13 protein-coding genes and 1 pseudogene are annotated in these 15,380 nt (G+C 60.6%); 6 read left to right on the top strand and 8 right to left on the bottom strand.

Going from position 1 to position 15,380, the window contains the following annotated elements; genetic code table 11:
* Positions 1–100 precede the first annotated feature (100 nt).
* The 3 genes from G6026_RS15590 to G6026_RS15580 all read left to right on the top strand — a co-directional run bounded on the left by G6026_RS15590 (position 101) and on the right by G6026_RS15580 (position 4,333).
* A complete protein-coding gene (locus G6026_RS15590) occupies positions 101–835 on the top strand; it encodes a sterol desaturase family protein (RefSeq protein WP_107757783.1) in 735 nt (244 codons plus the stop codon).
* A 1,029-nt stretch (positions 836–1,864) separates the two neighbouring features.
* Positions 1,865–3,805 carry a DUF262 domain-containing protein gene (locus G6026_RS15585; RefSeq protein WP_182613707.1) on the top strand — a complete coding sequence of 647 codons (1,941 nt, stop codon included), beginning with the start codon at positions 1,865–1,867 and terminating at the stop codon, positions 3,803–3,805.
* Positions 3,806–3,886: 81 nt separating this feature from the next.
* Positions 3,887–4,333, top strand: coding sequence for a hypothetical protein (locus tag G6026_RS15580; protein ID WP_182613706.1), 447 nt, complete (start codon positions 3,887–3,889; stop codon positions 4,331–4,333).
* Between the two features lie 75 nt (positions 4,334–4,408).
* Here the strand turns inward: G6026_RS15580 and G6026_RS15575 are convergent, their stop codons facing one another.
* The 5 genes from G6026_RS15575 to G6026_RS15555 all read right to left on the bottom strand — a co-directional run bounded on the left by G6026_RS15575 (position 4,409) and on the right by G6026_RS15555 (position 11,532).
* Positions 4,409–5,227, bottom strand: a complete 819-nt coding sequence (locus G6026_RS15575; RefSeq protein ID WP_182613705.1) for a GIY-YIG nuclease family protein — start codon at positions 5,225–5,227, stop codon at positions 4,409–4,411.
* 82 nt (positions 5,228–5,309) lie between these two features.
* Positions 5,310–7,598 carry a TniQ family protein gene (locus tag G6026_RS15570; RefSeq protein WP_182613704.1) on the bottom strand — a complete coding sequence of 763 codons (2,289 nt, stop codon included), beginning with the start codon at positions 7,596–7,598 and terminating at the stop codon, positions 5,310–5,312.
* A complete protein-coding gene (locus G6026_RS15565) occupies positions 7,588–8,673 on the bottom strand; it encodes a TniB family NTP-binding protein (RefSeq protein ID WP_241726131.1) in 1,086 nt (361 codons plus the stop codon). The genes G6026_RS15570 and G6026_RS15565 overlap by 11 nt, the downstream gene beginning before the upstream one ends.
* Complete coding sequence (locus G6026_RS15560) at positions 8,663–10,642, bottom strand: helix-turn-helix domain-containing protein (RefSeq protein WP_241726128.1); 1,980 nt, start codon at positions 10,640–10,642, stop codon at positions 8,663–8,665. Before G6026_RS15560 ends, G6026_RS15565 begins: the two co-directional genes overlap by 11 nt.
* Before the next feature lie 56 nt (positions 10,643–10,698).
* Complete coding sequence (locus G6026_RS15555) at positions 10,699–11,532, bottom strand: TnsA-like heteromeric transposase endonuclease subunit (RefSeq protein ID WP_241726129.1); 834 nt, start codon at positions 11,530–11,532, stop codon at positions 10,699–10,701.
* 659 nt (positions 11,533–12,191) lie between these two features.
* Here G6026_RS15555 and G6026_RS15550 point away from each other — a divergent pair.
* A pseudogene (locus G6026_RS15550) lies at positions 12,192–12,350 on the top strand (type I restriction-modification system subunit M N-terminal domain-containing protein); the annotation flags it as partial.
* Positions 12,351–12,409: 59 nt separating this feature from the next.
* Here the strand turns inward: G6026_RS15550 and G6026_RS15545 are convergent.
* From G6026_RS15545 to G6026_RS15540, 3 genes are read right to left on the bottom strand one after another with little or no spacing between them, the layout of a single operon-like run.
* Positions 12,410–13,294 carry an IS3 family transposase gene (locus tag G6026_RS15545; protein ID WP_204650704.1) on the bottom strand — a complete coding sequence of 295 codons (885 nt, stop codon included), beginning with the start codon at positions 13,292–13,294 and terminating at the stop codon, positions 12,410–12,412.
* Positions 13,291–13,584, bottom strand: a complete 294-nt coding sequence (locus tag G6026_RS17010) for a transposase (protein WP_006898371.1) — start codon at positions 13,582–13,584, stop codon at positions 13,291–13,293. Before G6026_RS17010 ends, G6026_RS15545 begins: the two co-directional genes overlap by 4 nt.
* Before the next feature lie 34 nt (positions 13,585–13,618).
* A complete protein-coding gene (locus tag G6026_RS15540) occupies positions 13,619–14,515 on the bottom strand; it encodes a hypothetical protein (protein ID WP_182613702.1) in 897 nt (298 codons plus the stop codon).
* Positions 14,516–14,892: 377 nt separating this feature from the next.
* Here G6026_RS15540 and G6026_RS15535 point away from each other — a divergent pair, with 377 nt between their 5' ends.
* Both G6026_RS15535 and G6026_RS17005 read left to right on the top strand, forming a co-directional pair.
* Entirely contained in the window at positions 14,893–15,099 is a 207-nt protein-coding gene (locus tag G6026_RS15535) for a hypothetical protein (RefSeq protein WP_182613701.1), read from the top strand.
* A gap of 75 nt (positions 15,100–15,174) precedes the next feature.
* On the top strand, positions 15,175–15,380 hold a 206-nt coding region (locus tag G6026_RS17005; RefSeq protein ID WP_206682036.1), incomplete at its 3' end, for a hypothetical protein.

Genomic DNA, 15,380 nt, shown 5'->3' with positions numbered 1-15,380 from the left:
CTGGCGACCCCGGCACGGCGCGCGCGGCCGCCGAGCGGGTGCTCGCTCCGACGGCGCGCGCGCTGATGACGGCTCTGGACGTGGCCGGGGAGGAGGCGCGATGACCCGCCCAGAGATCGAGGAGTTCGCCCGTAAGCGCGTCGATGACGATGAGGCGCGCCTCGCGGGCGCTCGGCGTCGCAACTCCCAGAGCATGGGGCAGGTGTTCCGTGAGTTCTGGCGCCACCCCTCGCCGTATATCCTCGCCACCTGTCTCTCCGCGGCGATCCTCGCACGGGGCCTCATCGGCGGCGGCTCCTGGTGGGAGTTGCTGATCCCCGTCGGGCTACTGGCGGCGATGCCGGTCGCGGAATGGCTCATCCATGTCTGCATCCTGCACTGGCGGCCGCGGAAGCTCGCGGGCCTTACCATCGACCCGCTGCTATCGCGCAAGCACCGCGAGCACCATGGCAATCCCCGCACTATCCCTTTGGTGTTCATCCCATGGCAGGTCGAGCTCTATCTCCCTGTGGTGATCGTCGGCATCGCCTGGCTGGTGATGCCGGGGTGGCCGGCGACGCTCACGATGGTCGTCGCTGCCTACGTGCTGCTATCGGGTTACGAATGGGCCCACTACCTGCTGCACAGCGACTATCGGCCAAAGTCACGGTGGTACCGAGCGGTCTGGCGCAACCACCGCCTGCACCATTACAAGAGCGAACACTACTGGTTCACGGTCACCACGGCCGGAACCGCCGACCGGCTCTTCGGAACCAACCCCGACCCGAGCACTGTGCCCACCTCACGAACGGTCCAGCGACTGCACTCCTCTCCTCAAGAACGCGCCGCAACGTAGAGGTCGCCCGTCTTCCCGTGGCCGCTCACGGTCGCCGGCGATGGCTGGATTGCGCGAGGTTGCACCACTGCCGTCCACTCATCGTCGCACTGGCTTCTACGTCAAGAAGTTTCGCGGAGTCTCCAGCGCTCTGTGGGCCAGCATTCGGATCGCGCCTTCCGGATCGGAGCACCTGGCCCCTGTTCCCCTCCTCAGACGGGAGAATCAGCGTCAATCAGGACACCCTGCCACCGGAGGTGACATGTCCCTGCGAACCGTGCGACACACCGGTGAGAAACTGACAGATTGTTTGAAAACCGACACGGCATGTCGGCTCTCATTCAACTTGTCAGTTAGCTTCCGATCCACCAGCGCGTTGCCACCTATCTGTCAGGCGTAGATTGCCACCAGATTGGCAATTCCCGAGCTGCTGACAGATCGTTGGCAACGTAGCGGCCGACTCCGCTGCGACTCAATTGATCTGATTTCTCACCCACTGGTCGCTTGAGCCTCGCCTGCCGGCACCCAGTCTCGGTACCGGTTCGCAAAGATCCGGGCCAGGCTTCCACCGTGAATGCGTGTGCGTAGTCGGCACCACCTAGGTGTTCGTAGCGGTGGGCGGATCCGGCCCTGCTCTAATGGCGACCAAGAGGAAGAGCTAGTCCCAAGGGGTCACTCGCCCAACCCTGCACCAATGACGGGACGCGGCACCTCCGACAATCCGGCCTAGCGCGGCCCGGCCCAAATAGCGCCCCGCCCTCCCCGCACCACCCCGCAAGACAGAATTTATCGGCAGTTGTTGGCGATTCAGGGCACTAGCGGAATCCCAAGAAACTCTTCTTTCCTGTGGGTTAACCACCATTCGGGCGTGCTGGCTCCGACTAGAGTAGAGCGGGCTAGACGCGCCCTGAGTGTTCTGCCTCACCTTGCCACAAGCATAGACCTGTAAACCCGATTACCGAACTCCACTATTGCTCGCTGAAACAGCCTGCACCCCTACCTCGGCGGGCGCCAGCCGCCCCCAGCCGAACAGTCGAACTGATGAGGAACATGACTCCCAACTCCGCACAAGCCTTACCGCAAGTCCTAAATGGGCGCCGCTTCGTAGTGCCGGACTACCAGCGGCCCTACTCTTGGCAGACGCAACAGCTGGAAGACCTGTGGCACGACTTGGACTTGATGACCGACAAGTCCAAGCACTACACCGGCACTCTCGTCCTGAAAGACCTCGACCGGGAGGTCATGGACGATGCTGGAGATGTCTACGTGGAATGCGAGGTAGTCGACGGCCAACAGAGGCTAACGACATGCCTAATCTTAATCGCCGAACTGCGGCAAGCGCTTCTCAAGCTGCCCCATGATCTCGCGGCGCCCCGCGCTGAAAATCTCGAAAAGTCCTACGGCCGCCTGGTCGTCGGCGGCCTACCACAAGCACGCCTCCAGCTCGGGGAGGATCTCAACAAGCATTGGATGGAAGTCATCCTCGGCAATGGCCAGCAATCCAAACAGATACTCACAGAGGGTGAAATCCGCCTAGATGGCGCGAAGGACTTTTTCCGAATTAAGCTCGATGAACTGACTGCAGACCTCGACCCAAACGACGCGCTTCGCGTCCTCCAGCGCCTTCAAACCCGCTTGACCCACGGGCTGCACTTCCTCATCTATGAGATTGAACCCAGTTCTCACGCGGGAGAAATCTTCGAAACCCTCAATGGCCGAGGACGCCCTCTGACCTCCATGGAGAAAATTAAAAACTACCTACTCTTTCTCGCTGATTATGCTCCGGAAAACTCACGCGGGACATTGGCACGCGAAATCAACCAAGCATGGTCCAACATCTATGCCCTCCTAGCGAGCCAAGACACCGATGAGTCTCTGGTGCTTCGCGCCCACTGGCTTGCTACCCATCAACCGAGAGCACAGAATTGGAAGGGCTCAGTCTCAATCAAACAACGCTTCGCAAGGGAACGCTACGTCCCGGGTTCCGCTCGCCTGTCTTCACGAGGCGGAGAAGACAAGAACCCTGAAGGACCTATTAGATTGGTTCAAGACGTGCGCTCGTACGTGCGGAGCCTTGAGCAGTGCGCTATGTTTGCCGCAGAATTCCACAGTCTTGAAGCCAAATATCAGTCCTTCGGCAACTCGATCTCTCTCCGCGAAGCCAGAAGCAGCGCGGCTCGTTTGAAACGCACCGACACCATCGCACCATTCATGCCACTCATCTTCGCCGCGCGCTTGTTACACCCCGGAGACGGGAAGTTCTACACCCGCCTCCTAGACGCCTGCGAGCGCTACGCTGCGCGCGTCTACCTGATCGGCCAGCGACGCACTAATACCGGGAGTTCCCGCCTAAACACGTTGGCCCACGAACTCTACTGCGGCCGAAAGTCGACGGGCGAGACCCTACAACAAATCACCCACTTCACGCTCGACTACGCCAACGACGAAATAATCCGAGCTGGGCTCTCATCGACCCAGAATTGGTACTTGCGACGAAGCCACAAATACTTCCTATACGAGTACGAGCTATCCTTGGCATCAAGAGTTGACGATGTCCCCCCATTCTCTACCTATGCAGATAGCTCTAACCGAGGTCGAACAACTGAACACATTCTTCCGCAGAATCCGAACTGGGACTCTGGTCAATGGAGTGCCTTTTCGCAGGAGGAACACACGACGCTCGTCAACAGTATCGGCAATCTAGTGCTTACCGATGACAACTCTCATTACAGCAATCATTCTTTCGACCGAAAGAAGGGATCGGCGCAGGCCAAGGGGCCTTGCTATGCCACTTCCCGGCTAGCTCAGGAGCGGGAAATAGCCGAGGTGGACGACTGGACGCCGGAGCAAGTCAGGGAGCGCGGACGCCGCCTACAATCTTGGGCCTTGAAACGGTGGTACGTAGAACGCCCTTCAACAACCCAGGTCATCGTTGCTGGCTCCGAAGACGACGATGAGGACACCGAGACCGAGGCCGTTTCAAATTTGTAACTATTTAGGTACTCAGTGAACCTGGAAAATGTGACCTTCCTGCAAACGGCTGACGAGCCCGCATAGAAGTAGAATCGCCGCATGAAAGGTCGAGATTTCGCGAAGGTGCTTGCAAGATTGCCCCCCAACCCGCCTATCACCACCGCATACGAGAAGAACCATAGGCAGGGCTCGCCAGACCCGCGCACCAAGTACCGCAATCAACGTGACCACATGGTCGGCTGGATGTCCGAGATCGATGGTCCTGGCGCCTACGGGCGAAAGACACGCGGTCGCGATGCAAGAGCGGCCTACAACAGCCTCCGCTGCGCCCCTGCCTTGATCTGGATGGCCGAAGCACTCGGAGAGAAACCCGCAGTGGTGAAAACGGCAGTTGCTGCGTCCGATGCCGCTGGGCCCAACTTCTCCGCCCAGTGCGCGGCCATCCGGAAGGTCGTGACATGGTCACGGATCGAAGAGTTGGTCGGGCTTCAGGACCGAGAGCCCTCGAAGTTCAGACTGCTCGGCCGCCGCTCGCAACAGGAATAGTTGCATCGAGCAGCCCTGGGATTACCGCCGCGGACGGGGACGAATGCTACGAAAATCAATCAGGCGGCTAGAGGTTCAAGCCGCGTAGATCGTCCTCAGTTCCAGCGCCGCAGCGACTGCGTCTAGGAACTCGCGGTTGGTCAGGTACCACTCTTCCCCTACTTCGTTCTTTCGATTTCTGCCGCTTGTATCTCGTCGCGGGTTGGTGTGGCCTGCGGACTTGAGAAGACGCTGGAACGATCGCTCAACCTTCTCGACATCGCGGTCACCAGTTCCGAAGACCCTTACTGTCACCAGCGGTTCCGGTATGTGCGTTCGAGCCCCGGCTCGATGCTGCCGTATACGAGCCGCGACGTCCCGGGCGCGTCCAACTTTGATCAGGGTGCGGTCGTTCTCATCGCTGAGTGGGTTATCGAGGTACCAACCGTAGGAAAACGCGTAGATCCCTGTCACTCCTGCCAACTCGTCAAGTTGGCCTTCTTCTCGTTGCTCGTCTTCGGCTTCGGCCTGCGCCTCCTCTGCGGGATCCAGTTCTTCAATCGCCAAGGCAATTCTGGCTCTGTTACTGGTGAGCAGTTCCAATGCTTCGGGCGAAAGCACGCCCTTAGATCGTTTGACGAGTCCGTTGAGAGCGGACGCCACCGACTTCAGCATTGAGGGACCAGAGGGCGCCCTGCCATCAAGGGCCGCAGCGATCTGCGCCTGGTACTGGTAGACGAAACCTGGGGTGTCGACGTTCAGGCGGTCGGCAATGCCTCGCGCGTCCAGGCCTTCCTCCGAAAGGTTGTACACGTCACCGATCCGCGTCTCCTGGCTGGAGATGAACTCGGCCAGTTCTGCACGCGGCGATAGAGAACCACCAGGGGAGGCCGGTGAAGACGACAAATTGTCCATAGCTCCATAGTGACAGCACCCCGGCCATGCTTGGCATATTCGAGGGCTCTACTTCGTACGCCCGCGAGCTGCATTGCGAGCTTCATGAAGCGCTGGATTGGTCAGGTACCTCCGGGAACTCTACTTCCCCTGGGACGACGGCCTCCTGGTGGTCCGGTTGCCACGGTGGAAGAAACCCGACGGCCGCATGTAAGAACGTGGCTATGTCTTCAACGTGCGACTCGGAAAGGTGGTGGCACCGGAAATCGGGGATCAGGCGTTTCACTTGGTGGCCGATCAGATACTTCCCGTCGGATGACCACTGATCGCCGGTCAACACGTCCCGAAAGGTTGTGAGACGACGCGTAAATGACTCTGGCTCGTCTCTCACTCGGTTCAGCAACGTTGCGGTGTTGAGCGCTTTGTCCGCCATGCTCGACTTTGCGAGAGTGGCAGCTGCAAGGGGTTGCGGTGGGCCTGAGGGTTCTGGGGTTTCTCCCCTAGGGTCGGCGGGGAAGCTGGGGGCTTCGTCAGGGTTGTCCGAGATCGGGCTCCATTCCAGTGGCTCACGGATGCCGTGCACCTGAAGTTGTCGTCGTCCTGCTGCCTGAAGCGGATCGTGCAGTATCGACGAATGCTCAATCAGCATGTGCCGATACTCAGTGCGTTCTCTGCCAGCCGCTAGCGGTTCGGCGAGCACCGAATAACGGTTGTCGCTGCCCGTGAGTAGCTCCCAGAGGCGGGTCGCTAGCAGACGTTCACGGTTGGGCGTGAGCATGAACCCGAGACGTTTCAGGTCCTCCAGTAGTCGGCCGTCGAGCGCTGGCGGCCGCCGAAATGTCCATCGGCGACGGTCGTAGTCGATCGGTGGCGGGTTTCGAAGAAGTGACTCCCACTGCCGGTCAAGTAGGTCGAGCGCCTCCTCTAGGACTCCTCGTTCGTCTAATCGCTGAAGGTGCGCACTTACCGTGCGCGCCGCCGATCGCGGGAGATTAAAGCTGGCCGCTAGTTCGAACCAGCGCTCCCTGGTTCCGATGCGAGCGAGAAGCATGGAATAAGTCACCGCAGCGGCCCCAGTGTCCTTCGCCGACACGGCCGGCAAGGCACTGAGGACGTCTGGCCATATCGACTGTGGCAGGTGCCGACTGCTCAGAGACTGCAGGGCGGTCTCGGTGTAGGGCCAGCCGGGTCGAGCGAAGTAGTCTTCGGCCGGGAGACGGGGCACCCGGGCACTGGTGCGGTGTGTCAGCCTGTCTGCCACTTTCATCTGTTCTTGTCTCGATCGGATGCGAATCGCTGCGGTGAGGTTGCCCCGGTTGCGGCTCTGCTGTTGGGGCACGGGCCGTATTTGGCCACTGCCAGGCACTGGAGGGGGGTGACCGAGATCTTCGTACCGCTCGAGTGCGTGTGCTGCCACGTCCAGCGACGGCGCGGAGATGACATCGATCGCGCTGGTCATGAGAGCCCCGTATTCTGCCGCGGAGAGTTGTGAGCCGTAGATGGGGCCGGGGCCGTTTCCGTGTTCGCCGGCGACGTATCCGGTACCTGCGCTGATGCGCCGGCCCGGAGCGATGTTCGACGTCACTGCGATAGTCAGGTCCGACTCGTTCATTACCAGCGCGTTGATGATCTGGATTGCCGACGATAGGACGTCGTGGACGGGCACAGTGAGCCCGCAAGCCTGCACCATTCCGTGGTCGGCTAGGCGCGCAAGGATCTCATTCATCACCCGCTGGGCCGCGACGTACGGATGGTCTGGGCCGAGGTAGGTCGAGGCAGCCAAGGTGAGGTCAGCGTTGCATCGAGGCGTGATCCGTGTCCGGGCGACCGTAACGTTCTTGTCAGGGCTGACGTGCAGACATCGGTTGGGGTTCGCTGGTACGACGCTTAGTCGGTTCTCTCCTGAGTGCGGAATCCGATCACAAACCGGGCACCGGTCGTTCAATAGAACCGCGTGTTTGATGCATGCCACGCTGACTGGCAGGAACCAGGAAAGGCGCCACGAGCCATCCCGTTCTCGAAGGCACTCCGGGCACCATCGGGCCCCGGAACGTCGGAAGATCTTGCGGCCGCGGGTACGTTCGCCGCGGTTGTCGAAGGTGGCAGGGACCACGCCGTCACTGGCCTTGAGCTCTCGGTGCGGCAGAGATGCGAACGTGGCCAGTTCGAGCTCCCCTGCGGGCACCCCGAAGGCGATCCCCATGGTTTCGTACGGTCTTTGAGCCTGCTCGATCAGTTCATACGGCCGGCCCGACACACCGACACCGAGTGCTCTTAGAAGCTCTCTGGTGGATAGGCCGTTGGCGCCGGCAACAGCTTCGATGAAGCTGTGAAGGTCCTGTCCCGGCTTCATCATCCTGGTGATCGCCATAGGCGCTGGGTCACCGAGCATGACCTTTGTCCTTCCTGCCCCGCCCCGTGAAAGCGCGCAGTTCCGCCGCAGTGGCTCGTCGCGCTGCATCGGCACCAACCGGGAGCGGTGTCCGGTTGATCAGCTGCTCGTCGATCTGTTCAGCGCCGGTTTGCATCGCTAGAAAGGCTGCACGTTTCAATAGTTCGACCAGCGTTCCGACACTCCCGGTGGTTCGCTCGTAGAGCAGGTCCCAAGAGTCAACAAGCTGGCCTTGCGGGTGGGCACATAGCGCCAGTTGAGACTCCAGGGTCGCGACCAGTTGCTTCCATTCGGCCTGTCCGGATTTGTTCGCGGCAGAGATTCTCTCGCCCCGGACTAGTGTCCAGCGTCGTGCGGTCTGGTCCATCCGGCCGTGGGTACGTCGACCGGTGGTGTCATACAGGCCCTTGTCGTCGAGGTCGACGCCGGCGTAGACGCATGTTCCCGCAAAGTCATCGAGCAGCCTCTTGAGGTGGTCGGTCAGGGCCTGCCCGTCTTTACTACCGGCGTTGATGCAGTGCAGATCGTCGATGATTAGAAATTCGGTTTCGGCGTTTGCGAGTGCACCCATGGCGTCCGCCGTCCATCTCTCACCGGTTCGTTTGGCTTCCGGCACGCCGAGGAACGTGGCGATCGACCGGGACATGTCTTTCATCGAGGGGTTCCCACTGAGACCGATCAGCACTGTGGGGATCCGATAGGCTCCCGAATCCGTGCGGTCGCCGTTGCTCTGCCGTGAGCGGCGGTCCACTGTGCGGGCGAAGTGCGTGATGGCGGTGGTCTTGCCCACGGTGGGGGCGCCGTCGATGACCACGGCGTTTCGCGCCGCGTAGCCCCCGACCGGGTTTGTCGAACGGACCAACTCAACGATGTCGTGAACCTCGCGCATGAGCGAGGTCTGCACGGGGGCCATGAAGGAGTGGTAGCGCTTGCGTTGCTCGTTGTAGCTACTTAGCTCCGATGGTTTCATCGCAGCAAGCTGGTCTCGGGTCTTGATGTCGGGCCTCTGCAGATAGGGGGTATCGCAGTATTTCTGCCATGCCTTCCAGGTCTTTTTGTGCGGATCATTGCTCATCAACAGCACCCGCCCACTCGTCGTCCTCATCAGCGATCGCCAATAGGGAAAAGTCGTCGAACACGTCGTCTTCGCCGTCCGGGTCGTCGAGGTCATCGACGGGCTCGTCCTCGATCGGTGGGAGCTCATCATGAAGGGGTATTCGAGCCCACTCCTTATCCGCCTCGGCGAGCTTTCCCATGACTTCCGGCAACCGGGATCCATCGCTCGTCACACGCGAGCGCAGCTGGCGGTCCTTGCGGATCGTCGGAAGCACTGCCTCAAGGAATTCGCGTTCCCTCATCCAGCTGTCGGGTAGATCTTCCGCCCCGATGGCTCGGACCAGTTGCATCATGGCATCGCTGAACGGCGCATCCAGGCCCCGTGCTTGCGTCCACCACAGTGTGTGGATCTCGTTCGTCTCCGGGTCTTGGAAGTAGATTTTCCGGATGTCGTTGACGTCGTAGGCGAAACGGAACTGGTCCGGCCGTCGGACCCGGGGCTCGGTGGACTGCCGGTGGCGGTAGGCGTCTAAGGCAAGCCCGTCGTAGATCCTGTTGTCCCACTGGACTCCGTAGTGCTGAATCGTGCGGGCGACTTTCGGCAGAAATTTGATCCAGTCACCGGGTCGAACGAGGAGCCGGGGCAGTCCATGACACGCGATGGATGCTTCGTACATCTCTGCCGGTGACATGTCTCGTTGCGGCATTCCTGCAAACGTCAGTCCGGACTGTTTGTTGTGGTGATAGACCGTGCAGATCCACTGCCGGATCAGGTTGTCCAGCTCGTGGATGGTCAGTAAGTCCTCTTTGTCGACGTTCAGCCCGCGGAGGGTTGGATCGCTGCCCACGTATCCGGGCAGCATCGAGATCAGCCCGGAAATCAGGGTGCCGAAGAACCTCTCCAGAACGGCTTTGTCAGTCGGTTTGTAGGGCTGCGCCGTGTATACCGAAATACCCAGTTCTTGGCACACTGACACCACGTGCTCTGACACGTACGGTTTTCCCCGGTCGGTCAGGATCGCCTCGGGGCCCACGTAGGGCATGCCCCAGACCTCTCCCGCGGGGACCGATATCTGCTGGGGAACTCCCCTGTAGCGCCATGCGGCCTCTTCGGGGATCTCTTCAGGGGCTGGCATCACCGAACATGCCTGCATGATGACGTTGCCCACGTCGACGCGATTGTTGTACGGACTCGTGACGACGCCGACGATGGTTCGTGTGCCGTAGTCCATCCCCGCGGCGAGTTCCACGCGTGTGACTATGTCTTCGTGCAGTCGCGTCTTGGGCACGACGACGAGGATGTCGATCCGGTGAGAATCGAGAACCACTAGTTGGCCGGGGCGCGTGATGTCCATCTGCCCATGGGCGGTCTTCGGCGCGTCGGCCACCGATGCCCGACGCTTCGTAGACGCAAAGGTTCCCGCGCCCTTTGCGATGTCCTCCAATCGCCGATAGCGGGTCGATTGGCTGGGAAGTTCCGCCTCGTCGCCGCACTCCTGTCGGAACCTGAGGTTGATTTCCCACATCACATTCTTGCGACTACTGGTTGTCTGGCGGACCTGCTCGCCGACGACCTCGCGCGCGATCTCGGTCCACCGCTGATCCGTGCGAAACGCCCGCCGGCGTGTGACGTCCCCCGATACCAAGCCATTAGCTCCGGATTCGCGAAACCTCTTCAGCTTGCGACGCACTGTTCGTGTGGATACACCCATTGCCTCCGCTACCGCTGCTACCCGTTGCTCAACCTGTGCTGGCGCATCCGGGTCATCGACTGGGTTGATGATCCAGGCGAGTTGCCGGACGAGTTTCTCCAAGTCGTCCCGTTCCTCGGGAGCGAGCAGGTCGACACCCGTGACCATCGAGGTCTCGTGCGCAGGATTCGCTTGCTTTACGACCGTGACGAACTCCACAAAGCTCATCGTCGTGATCAACCTCGACGTCAGAGAGCGCAACACGACGTTTGTGCCTTCATTCTTGACGTAGGTCATCAGCTCGTCCTGCACCCTTACGGTGCTGCCCACCGTCGGCACCCATATCGCGCACATCAGGCCGCCCTCTCGTCGGTCGATGCCACCGCAGGCCACAGCACAGTGCTCCGCTTGAGCTGTTCTGACCAGTCGAAGCTGAGATGGCCGTGCCACACCACGTGCAGCGCCGCCGGGACAATTCGGTACCGCTCGACCCGGGGCGGCAAGTCGCTCAGAAGCTGCCTGAACGAGATACCAGACGTAGGCACCGCCTCTCGCACGATGCGGAGGTCGTCAGAGTCAACCAGTCGCGGATTGCGGTAGCCAGCCACGTGAAGCGTGTTTCGCAGTCGCACCGGGTCATCACCTGTCCACAGTCGGTAGTGCCATCCACGTAGCCGGCACGCCTGGCGAAGCCAGGCACTGGCCTCGGCGACACGCTCGGTTTCTGCTCGTTTCGGCGTGGTGACATCGACCAATTCCACGGAGCCGTCCGCATAGGTCAGCAGATAGTCCGGGATCCGGGTACGTAGACGGTCGCTGACCAGATCAGGGCCTGAGACCTGCAACGGCTGAGAAGCAATGTGCACTACGTCGGGATCGGCGTCCGCAGTAGCCAGGAATGACCGCTCGTGTAGCGACTCATAGCCGACGTGCTTGCCAACGGTGGAGGACCACCACAGCCCGTCGTAGTGCAGACGCCCCTTATAGGCGTGGAAGGTACGGAACGGGTTCGAGTCAGCGACATCGTGCCAAGTCACCTCGGCGAACGGGACCGTCCGCTCCGAGTCCTTTCCTTGACGTAGCTCCGCCGTCACCTCAAGTAGCGAGGCGAGACGCGCTGATCCCGAGGGTTTGTTGTCTGACGTGGTCAAGGCATCGCCATTGACCTGCGAATGGGTATGCGTCATGATGACGTTGTCTCCTTCAGGAGAGAAGAATTGGTGTGAAGCCTGAGCGCTTCGCGTGATCACGAGCCGGGTTGCCGCCCGGCTCGTGGCGATTTCGCAGCAGGAGTCGCCGCCCCCACTTCAGATAAGTGGCTGGAGCAGCGGTTACTGGGGTACTTCGATGCGCGCCCCTGCGCGGCTTCTCTACGCTTCAGACGCCTCCGGTGGTTCGACGACGTCGAGGAAATCCGTTAACGCCAGGGCGGCGACGGATGAGACTGAGCGGTGTTCACGGAGCGCGGCTCCGTACAACTCGCGGACAAGCCACCCGGGCAGAGACAGGTGGATGCGCGTCGGCGAGCGGTCATCGACCGGCTGGTCTGCGCGTCGTGGCGCACCGAGCCGTGCGGGCGGAATTTTGTTCATATCGAGAGACCGAAGCTGCACCCGACGCCTGGTCGGTCTGCAGAGCCGCGTTAGCGACTCGGTCGACCTCCCTTCTTTCGGCTCGGGGCAGCTTGTCTCCGATCCGCCCATCTCATCACGGACATCTGTCTGTGGTCAATGGCCATTGATGTCCAATGCGCCCGATTCTGGCGGCGGTGCGTCTTGACCACGTGCGACAAGGGCGACCACTACGTTTAAGTAGTCAGCCATCCTCGATTAAGGACCACCCCGAGTTGCCCACCACGAATGCCGCCTTCATCTGGTCCATCGCCAACAAACTGCGAGGCCCGTACCAGCCCAATCAGTACGGCGATGTGATCCTGCCGTTCACGATCCTGCGGCGCCTGGACGCGATCCTCGCGCCTACCAAGGCGGAGGTGCTCACCGAGTACGCCCGTCTGCAGGACAGCGGCATCGACCTGGAGTGTTCCCGCTAAAGTGGCCACTGCAATTAAGCGGCGAGTTCGTATATGTCTCTGAATCCTAGTTCAAACTCGGCTGGTGTCAAATAGCCCAGTGTGGAATGTCGTCGGGCCCTATTGTAGTACTCCTCAATCCAGGTGAATGTGCTCTTTTTGAGTGCTTTTAGAGTGGGCCACGGGCGCGTGTGAATGAGTTCCTTCTTGTAGCTCGCGAAGAATGATTCTGCGACCGCGTTGTCGAAACAAATGCCAGTGCGCCCCAATGATCGTCGGATATTGTTTTTCGTGCAGTACTTATCGAAGTCGGTGGACGTGTATTGAGTTCCGCGATCGCTGTGGAATATGACTTTTCCGGGTGGTCGACGACGAGCGATGGCCATGTCCAGTGCGTCGGTGACCAGCTCGGTTCGCATGTGGTCGGCCACGGCCCATCCGACGACCATCCGGGAGTGCAGATCGATGACGGTGGCCAGGTACGCCCAGCCGTTCCAGGTCCGTACGTAAGTAATATCGCCGCACCATTTGGTGTTCGCCTCGGCCGCCGTGAAGTCGCGGCCGATGAGGTCAGGTGCCCCAACGGGGCTGTCTCCGGCGACGGTGGTGCGTTTCCACGCCTTCGGGTGGCGGCCTTCCAGACCTGCGACCTTCATGAGCCGCCACACCCGCTTGTGCGAGACCCGGTGGCCGCCGGCGGCGAGTTCCGCACGCATGCGCCGAACGCCGGGACGGCCGTTGAGGTGCTCGTAGTGGTACTCGATCAGCGCTGTTAACTCGTCGTCTCGGAGGTCTCGAGCTGAGCGCGACTTGCCGCGCCACTTGTAGTAGCCAGAAGTCGATACGCCGAGTTGAGCACACATGAACGTGACCGGATATGAATCGGATTCAGCCCAGTCCGCGATAGCCGCGAATTTCACCGCGGGTCTTTCGCGAACCAGGTCGCTACTTTTTTTGCGAACTCCACCTCCATCCGGGCGTGCTTCACTTCTTCGCGAAGGCGCTCGAGTTCCGCCCGCTCGTCCTCATTCAACGGGCGGTCAGACTCACCGTTTCCCTCGTCTCGAGTCTTCTTCACCCATTTCCCCAACGTCATCTCGTGAACGCCGATACTGCGTGCAACTTCGGCGATCGCACGGCCATCATCGATGACCAAACTTACCGCGTTGGCCTTGTACTCGGCAGTGAAGCTCCGACGAGTAGATCCCATAATCCGCTCCCTCTATCTTGGGGGAACTCACCGCTCATCTCCGGGTGTCCACCAGAGCGGGAACGGTCCATCCACGTTGCGCGGTGTACCGGCGGCGGGCTACCTGCCAGAGGTTTTGGACCGCATGGTAGATCGCAGTCGCCACCGCTAAGTCTTGGTCTGGGAGGCAACCGGTCATACTCAGGTGCCATTTCGGACCCTCTTTTGGGGCCTTCGGGCTCGCTGGCTTGTGCAGGTAAGTGTGCATGCGACCGGCATGGAGTTCGATCTCTTCCCCGCCGGTCTGGAGCGTCATCTTGGTGCTGTCGTCCAGCTGAACCATCGTCAATCCGTGCTTGGCGGCGTTGTAGAGAAACGATTCGTTGAGTAGGCGGTGTGCGCTGAACCGAAGCAGTAGTCGAACGGCGTCGACGGTGTTCTCGAACTCTTCATCAGTAGCGGCGATCGCTGCATCTCGTGGGTCACTTCCACCAAGAAAAACGAGCGCGACGTCTTCCCTATTGAACCCGTCTTCGAGGGCCTTTTCGACCTTGTCCTTGAAGGCCGAAAAGCTCGTCGAGGACGCCATACCGATCCATGGGCAGTCTGGTGCTTCCGCATGGGCAAAAAACATGCGTAGGACCATCTCAGCGGCGTGGTGGATGATCATTTCAGCTTCAGTCGCGATGTAGCGCTCCCGCTCGTCGTCCTCGGGGGGGCCGGTCGGTGGAATGCTCAGGCTTCCGATCTGGCGCTCGGCCGCGTAGACAGGCCGCAGTTGCTCCTGCGATAAGGCCATCAGTGACAGCGCTTCGATTCGTAACCGCAGAAAGGCTGCGGGGTCAGCGGTGTAGAACGTGGCATTCAGTTCTGGGTGTAACTCTTTCGCGAGCGGCTTGTCCGCAGACGATTTCTGGTGGCGCTTCTTGCTTGCCCGGTTGTTACGTGCCATCCCGCAATTGTGCCCACTACCTGTCACACTCCGGCATTGAATCCGGCTTCTCGGGTCATGTAGCTGTATGCCATGCTCCACCTTGCTGGAAACGTTCTCCCCAGTCTGGGATGCGTCAGCGGCGCGCGTTGGTATGCGTCGTGCTTCGCGCGACTCGCTGATGCGGCACAATCTTGCGAGACGCTCTGACCAGGATGGAGTGGGTATCGGTCCGATCATTGGCTGTTGCGCAGCAGGGGACCGTCAAATATGACGCCTGTAAAGACGGTCTGCAGTCTCGGCTCGGGTGCCTTCAGTGAAGCGGAATCTGGGTGACGAAACACGAGGTGAACCTGCATTTTCTGTCGCTGTCGTAGGCACATGCAACTCTTCACGGTGTGACCGGGATTGATGTCTTGAGGATTGGTAAGGGGCTGATTCCCCGCCGCTGGAAGAAGTCCATCATCACACTGATGGCTATTGCGATGCTCCTACTGCTCCCGGAGCTGGGCCAACGAGCGGCGTTGTGGGCAGGGGAGCAGTATGCTCAGCGGCTTTCCCAAACGGTTGAATATGCGGGGCTGTTAGATATGGAACTGCCCTAGGGCAGATCAGGGCCGCAGCCAGCGGAACTGACGGACCGCACGCCGATAGCTCCTGACCCCGGTAGGATTCTGCCTGTGGCGTTCGAGAAGTTCCCAGACCCGATCGCCGAGTCCATCGGTCAGTTTCAAGTCGTTGCCTCGGACGGTCAGGTTCAAAGCCCGCAGCGGACCGGCGTGCTGCGGTTCAGCGAGAACCGCGCCAGTCTTGAGGTAAGTCCAGGATTCACTCCGACGGTGAAGTGGACTGAACAGCCAAACGGAGGCTGGGTCGGGAGCCCTAA

The sequence above is a fragment of the Dietzia sp. DQ11-38-2 genome (genome assembly GCF_014145055.1).
Taxonomy (GTDB): Bacteria; Actinomycetota; Actinomycetes; order Mycobacteriales; family Mycobacteriaceae; genus Dietzia.
Note: the sequence above shows the minus strand (reverse complement) of the source record. Positions and strands in the feature narration are given on the sequence as shown.

Bases quoted from the DNA above. Each gene is read 5' to 3' on its own strand.
- G6026_RS15590 (WP_107757783.1), top strand. From the start codon at position 101: ATGACCCGCCCAGAGATCGAGGAGTTCGCCCGTAAGCGCGTCGATGAC.
- G6026_RS15585 (WP_182613707.1), top strand. From the start codon at position 1,865: ATGACTCCCAACTCCGCACAAGCCTTACCGCAAGTCCTAAATGGGCGC.
- G6026_RS15580 (WP_182613706.1), top strand. From the start codon at position 3,887: ATGAAAGGTCGAGATTTCGCGAAGGTGCTTGCAAGATTGCCCCCCAAC.
- G6026_RS15575 (WP_182613705.1), bottom strand. From the start codon at position 5,227: ATGGACAATTTGTCGTCTTCACCGGCCTCCCCTGGTGGTTCTCTATCG.
- G6026_RS15570 (WP_182613704.1), bottom strand. From the start codon at position 7,598: ATGCTCGGTGACCCAGCGCCTATGGCGATCACCAGGATGATGAAGCCG.
- G6026_RS15565 (WP_241726131.1), bottom strand. From the start codon at position 8,673: ATGAGCAATGATCCGCACAAAAAGACCTGGAAGGCATGGCAGAAATAC.
- G6026_RS15560 (WP_241726128.1), bottom strand. From the start codon at position 10,642: ATGACCTACGTCAAGAATGAAGGCACAAACGTCGTGTTGCGCTCTCTG.
- G6026_RS15555 (WP_241726129.1), bottom strand. From the start codon at position 11,532: ATGACGCATACCCATTCGCAGGTCAATGGCGATGCCTTGACCACGTCA.
- G6026_RS17010 (WP_006898371.1), bottom strand. From the start codon at position 13,584: ATGGGATCTACTCGTCGGAGCTTCACTGCCGAGTACAAGGCCAACGCG.
- G6026_RS15540 (WP_182613702.1), bottom strand. From the start codon at position 14,515: ATGGCACGTAACAACCGGGCAAGCAAGAAGCGCCACCAGAAATCGTCT.